We start from the raw sequence: 5,929 nt of genomic DNA on the forward strand, positions 1-5,929 counted from the left end.
GGTGGGGAAAAACCCCCGGTCCGCGTCGTCAGGCAGGCGGCCAGCTGGCGTAGTAGGACGCCGCCATGTCCTCCGCGCCGTGCCCCTGTTCCGCCGCCCGCCGGAAGCGGTCGGCGCCGGCCGCCGCCAGGTCGAGGCGGACGCCGGCGGACTCGGCCGCGGCCAGGATGAGGCCGGCGTCCTTGGCGGCCGTGTCGACCGTGAAATCCGGCGCGAGTTCGCCCGATCGGATCGCCGCCGCCTTGACGCGGAGGTACGGGAGGTCGAGCGCGCCGCCCTCGACGGCGTCGAGGAAGTGCTGCGGGTCGACGTCGAGCCCCTTCGCCAGTGCCAGCGCCTCGGCCGTGCCGTGGGTGACGGCGAGCACCCAGCTGTTGCAGACGAGCTTGAGCCGGGAGGCGGCCCCCACCTCGTCCCCCACCCACAGGGTGCGGGAACCGATCGCGGAGAAGACCGGGGTGAGCGCGGAGCGGGCGGTCGAGGGGCCGGCGGCCAGGACGGTCAACTGGCCGGCCTCGGCCGGCTGCCGGGTGCCGAGCACGGGCGCGTCCACCAGGACGAGGCCCTCCTCGGCGGCCAGCACGGCCAGGTCGTCGAGCCCCGCGGGGCCCACCGTGGAGCTCTGCAGCCAGACCGCGTCGGCGGCCAGCCCGGGCGTGGCCGCCCGCATGGCGGCCAGCGTGGCCGCGCCGTCGCGGAGCATGGTGAGGATGACGTCCGCGCCGGTCACGGCCTCGGCGGGGGTGCCGACGACCTGGGCGCCGTCCGCCGCCAGGGGCTCGGCCTTGGCGTGGGTGCGGTTCCAGGCGCGGACCTCGAGGCCGGCGCGGAGCAGGCTGCGGGCCATGCCGGCGCCCATGATCCCGGTGCCGAGCACCGCCACGGTCGGCGCCATCTCACACCACCTGGTGCAGCCAGCGGACGGGCGCGCCCTCGCCCGCGTGGCGGAACGGTTCGAGTTCGTCGTCCCACGGCTTGCCGAGCAGCCGGCTGATCTCGGCCTGGAGGTCGCTCTCGCCGCGCGCGGCCCGCGCCGCGGCGGCACGGAGCCGGTCCTCGGGGATCATGATGTCGCCGTGGATGCCGGTGACGGCGTGGTAGATGCCCAGTTCGGGGGTGCAGCTGTAGCGCTCGCCCTCGGCGGTGGGGCAGGGTTCCGAGGTGACCTCGAAGCGCAGCAGGTGCCAGCCGCGCAGTGCGGAGGCCAGCTTGGACGCGGTGGCCGCCTCGCCCTGCCAGGAGAGCTCGGCCCGCCAGGTTCCGGGAGAGGCGGGCTGTCTGATCCAGTCGAGGCCGACCCGGGCGCCCAGCACGCCGGCCACCGCCCACTCGATGTGTGGACACAGCGCGCGCGGGGCGGAGTGCACGAACAGAACACCACGTGTCGTCACCGGGACCTCCACTCTTGGCTACCTGCGCCCGCCGCGAGCCTCAAGGCGCCCCCCGTCACGCCGGTCTCACGCACGAACAGTAAACACCATTGGCAACTTTTTGCGGCAAAATGGACAACGGGTGACGCGCGGTCATCTTTTACTCTTGTTGAGGACGCGCGTCGGGCGTCGCCACTGCCAGGACCAAGCTACCGCTCCACCACCGGCCCCCACGGACACCGAGGAAACTGAATGCAGGTCAGTCGCCGTTCGTTCGCCCAGTCGCTCGCCCTGCCCCTCGTCGTGGTCACCGTGATGGCCGGCTGCACCTCGGGGGGTTCCGAGAAGTCGACCGCCGCCCCGGACGAGGCGGCGACCCCGGCACCCGAGTGGAACACCGCGCCGGAGTCGGTGGCCGCCATCGGCGACTCCATCACCCGTGCCTTCGACGCCTGCTCCGTGCTGTCCGACTGCCCCGAGGCCTCCTGGGCCACCGGCACGGACGCCAACGTGGACAGCCTGGCGCAGCAGTTACTGGGCGACGAGACCGCCGAGCGGTCCTGGAACCTGGCGGCGACCGGCGCCCGGGTCACCGACCTGCCCGCCCAGGCGGCCGAGGCCATCCGGCACCGGCCCGAGTTGGTCACCGTCCTGATCGGGGCGAACGACGCCTGCGCCGCGGACGTCGCGTCCATGACGGGTCCGGCGGAGTTCAGGGCCGAGCTCACCGAGGCGTTCGGCGTGATCAGGGACGAGCTGCCGGAGACCGGCATCTACGTGTCGAGCGTGCCGGACCTGATGCGGCTCTGGGAGGAGGGCAGCGAGTCGTTCATGGCGCGCACGGTGTGGCAGATGGCGAACATCTGCCCCTCGATGCTGAGCGACGCCACCGACGACGGCGTGGTGGCGGGCGAGCGGCGGGCCGAGGTGCGGGCCCGCGTGCAGGAGTACAACACGGTGCTCGAGGACGTCTGCGCCTCGGACGAGCTGTGCCGCTACGACGGTGGCGCGGTCTTCGACTTCCGCTTCACGTCGAGCCACCTCAGCGACTGGGACTGGTTCCACCCCAGCCGGGAGGGCCAGTCCGAGCTGGCCGCGCTCGCCTACGAGCACATCACCATGTCCGAGTCGGGTGAGCCCGCCGAGCGGCCGGTGGACTAGCCGCCTCCGATCCGCGGTATCCATACCCTGACCTTCCTGACCATTGACAGGGTATGGGCGGCCTCCTAACGTTCTCGCCAGGATTTCGAACGGTTAACGAAATATCGAACGTCGTGTGAGAGGGCGCTTCCCCGTGCGTATCACCGGAATCAGCACGCATGTCGTCGGCACACCCTGGCGGAACCTCACCTATGTCCAGGTCCACACGGACGAGGGGCTGACCGGTGTCGGCGAGACCCGGATGCTGGGGCATACCGACGCGTTGATCGGCTACCTCCGGGAGGCCGAGGCGAACCACGTCATCGGGTCCGACCCGTTCGCGGTCGAGGACCTGGTGCGCCGGATGAAGTACGGCGACTACGGCCGGGCCGGCGAGATCGTGATGTCCGGCATCGCCTGCGTCGAGATGGCCTGCTGGGACATCAAGGGCAAGGCGTTGGGCGTGCCCGTGTGGCAGTTGCTCGGCGGCCGCGCCGACGCCTCGGACAACCGGGTCAAGGCGTACGCCAACGGCTGGTACACCGTCGAGCGCACCCCCGAGGCGTTCCACAAGGCCGCGCAGACGGTCGTGGAGCGCGGCTACCGGGCTCTCAAGCTCGACCCCTTCGGCACCGGCAGCTTCGAGCTCGACCACGCCGAGACCCTGCGCTCGATCTCCCTCGTGGAGGCCGTGCGGGACGCGATAGGACCGGAGGCCGAGCTGCTGCTGGAGATGCACGGCCGGTTCAGCCCGGCCACCGCCATCCGGCTGGCCGGCGATCTCGAGCGGTTCGCGCCGTCCTGGCTGGAGGAGCCGGTGCCGCCGGAGAACCTGAAGGCGCTGGCCAAGGTGGCCGCCAGGACCAACCTGCCGATCGCCACCGGCGAACGGATCCACGACCGGATCGAGTTCCGGGAGATCTTCGAGTCGCAGGCCGCCGACATCATCCAGCCCGACCTCGGCCACATCGGCGGCATCGGCGAGATGCGCAAGCTGGCCGCCACCGCCGAGACCCACTACGTGCTGGTCGCCCCGCACAACGTCGGCGGCTCGGTGCTCACCGCGGCCAGCCTCCAACTGGCCGGCTGCACACCGAACTTCAAGATCCTGGAACACTTCAACGACTTCGCGGACGCCGACATCAAGAAGGTGGTCAAGGGCGCGCCCGAGGTGGTCGACGGCTACTTCACCCTCTCCGAGGCGCCGGGCCTCGGCGTCGAGCTCGACACGGACGCGGCGGCCGAGTTCCCGCAGCAGCAGGCCCGCTTCGACCTGTGGGCCGAGGACTGGCACAAGCGGGACGGCGGGGCGGGGAAGCGGCCGTGACGACCGGCGAGACCCGGAGCGTGCTGGTCGAACGACCCGGCACCCACCGCCTGGTCACCGGCGAGCCGCCGACGCCGGGGCCCGGCGAGGTCCGGGTGGCCGTGCACGCGGCGGGGGTGTGCGCGAGCGACCGCGAGGTGTACGACGGCACCAGGGCCGCCGGCTACGTCCGCTACCCGATCGTGCCGGGGCACGAGTGGTCGGGCACGGTGGACGCGGCCGGGCCCGGCGTCGACCCGGCGCTGGTCGGCCGGAAGACGGTGGGCGAGGGCTTCCGCGCCTGCGGGGTCTGTGCCCGCTGCCGGTCGGGCGAGACCAGCCTGTGCACCGCCGGCTACGAGGAGACGGGCTTCACCCAGCCCGGCGCGTTCGCCGACCACCTGGTGCTGCCGGCCGGGCTGCTGCACCTACTCTCCGACGACGCCGACCTGACGGCGGCCGCCCTGCTCGAACCGGCCGCCGTGGTGGCGGCCGCCGTGCTGCGGGCGGCCCCCAGGCCGGGCGAACGGGTCGCGGTGGTGGGCGCCGGCACGCTCGGGCTGCTGGCGACACAGTTCCTGGCCGCCTCCTCGCCGGCCGAGTTGCTGGCCGTCGACCCGCGGGCCAGGCCGCTCGGCCAGGCGGCCGCGATGGGCGCGACCGCGACCGCGGGCCCGGAGGAGGCCACGTCCCTCGTGGGCCGCTACGACCTGGTCGTGGAGACGGCGGGCGCGCCCGGCACCGCCCGGGACTCGTGCCTGCTGGCCAGGCGCGGCGGCCGGGTGGTCCTCACCGGGATGCCGGAGGCAGGCGCGCACGGCATCGACCCCGTCCATCTGTCGGTCAGCCAGCTCACCGTCTCCAGCGTCTTCGGCGCACCGCCTGCGGCCTGGTCGTACGCCACCCTCGCCTTCGGCCAGGGCCTGCTGCGACCGGCCGAACTGGTCACCCACCGGCTGCCGCTGACCTCGTTCGGGGAGGCGATCGGGCTGGTCGGCAGCGGCGATCCGGAGGTGGGAAAGGTGCTGCTCACCCCGTAGCGGACGACGGCGGGCCGCGGCGGCATCAGCGGGCAACAACCCCAGCGATCAAACCCGTTCACACCTCTTCCCTAATGATCGAACAACCGCGAACAATGGAGCATCGTGTCTGAGACAGCGCCCGCCACTCCCCGCCGTCCGGGCGACAGCGCCCTGGCCTCGCTGGGCTACGCGGCCCCGGCGGACGATCCCGCCGACGCTTCCCCGCACGCCTTCCCCGACGGCGGCACGTGGCGCACCGAGATACCTTCCGTCGAGGGCCCGGAGGCCGTGCACACGGTCCTCAAGGAGGCCGCCCAACTGAGCGTGCCGATCCACCGCATCAGCCAGGGCAGCGGCGTGTGGATGCTCACCGACGCGGAGATCACCGAGATGGTCGACGCCTGCGCCCAGGCCGGCGTCGAGCTGTGCCTGTTCACCGGCCCCCGCGGCACGTGGGACATCGGCGCCGGCACGCGCACCTCGTCCGGCGGCGCCGGCCTCCGCGCCCGCGGACACGGCGCGCTCGCCGGCTGCGTCGAGGACGCGCTGCGGGCCGCGGAGCTGGGCGTCAAGTGCCTGCTGGTCGCGGACGAGGGCGTGCTGTGGCTGCTGAACCGGCTGCGCGCGCAGGGCACGCTGCCGGCGGACACGACGTTCAAGGTCTCCGCCCTGATCGGCCCGGTGAACCCGGCGTCGGTCGCGGTCCACGAGGGCCTGGGCGCGGACTCCGTCAACATCCCGTCGGACCTGACGCTCGAACACCTGACGGAGATCCGCCGGGCCAGCCGGGTGCCGCTGGACTTCTACCTGGAGGCGCCGGACGACCTGGGCGGCTACGTGCGGATGTACGACATCGCCGAGCTGATCCGCCGCGGCGCGCCGATCTACCTCAAGTTCGGCCTGAGCCGGGCCCCCGGCATCTACCCGGTCGGCGGGCACCTGCGCGACGTCACGCTCGACACGGCCCGCGAACGCGTCCGCCGCGGCCGCCTCGCCCTCGACCTCCTGTCCCGCCTCGGCGCCGACACCGGCATGTCCCCCCTGGGCTCCCGCCTCCCCGGCACTCTGAACCGTTTCACCACGAGCTGACC

The 5,929-nt window shown here is 72.9% G+C and carries 6 protein-coding genes; 4 read left to right on the plus strand and 2 right to left on the minus strand.

What is annotated here, in order from left to right:
• Window positions 1-28: 28 nt before the first annotated feature.
• The gene (locus E1283_RS30205; RefSeq protein WP_132821355.1) at window positions 29-895 is read right to left on the minus strand and encodes an NAD(P)-dependent oxidoreductase; all 867 of its coding nucleotides are present in this window, start codon (window positions 893-895) and stop codon (window positions 29-31) included.
• Window position 896: 1 nt separating this feature from the next.
• A complete protein-coding gene (locus E1283_RS30210) occupies window positions 897-1,391 on the minus strand; it encodes a DUF3145 domain-containing protein (RefSeq protein WP_132821356.1) in 495 nt (164 codons plus the stop codon).
• Window positions 1,392-1,622: 231 nt separating this feature from the next.
• On the opposite strand from E1283_RS30210, the gene E1283_RS30215 reads away from it, so the two are divergent.
• From E1283_RS30215 to E1283_RS30230, 4 genes are all read left to right on the plus strand, one after another.
• Entirely contained in the window at window positions 1,623-2,531 is a 909-nt protein-coding gene (locus E1283_RS30215) for an SGNH/GDSL hydrolase family protein (protein WP_132821357.1), read from the plus strand.
• 133 nt (window positions 2,532-2,664) lie between these two features.
• Window positions 2,665-3,837 (plus strand): mandelate racemase/muconate lactonizing enzyme family protein, encoded by a 1,173-nt coding sequence (locus E1283_RS30220; RefSeq protein WP_132821358.1) that lies wholly within the window; start codon window positions 2,665-2,667, stop codon window positions 3,835-3,837.
• Window positions 3,834-4,856: a zinc-dependent alcohol dehydrogenase gene (locus tag E1283_RS30225; RefSeq protein WP_132821359.1), complete on the plus strand. Its 1,023-nt coding sequence runs from the start codon at window positions 3,834-3,836 to the stop codon at window positions 4,854-4,856. The genes E1283_RS30220 and E1283_RS30225 overlap by 4 nt, the downstream gene beginning before the upstream one ends.
• 105 nt (window positions 4,857-4,961) lie before the next feature.
• Window positions 4,962-5,927, plus strand: a complete 966-nt coding sequence (locus E1283_RS30230; protein WP_425086255.1) for a hypothetical protein — start codon at window positions 4,962-4,964, stop codon at window positions 5,925-5,927.
• Window positions 5,928-5,929: the final 2 nt, after the last annotated feature.

The sequence above is a fragment of the Streptomyces hainanensis genome, assembly GCF_004348415.1.
Classification (GTDB): domain Bacteria; phylum Actinomycetota; class Actinomycetes; order Streptomycetales; family Streptomycetaceae; genus Streptomyces; species Streptomyces hainanensis.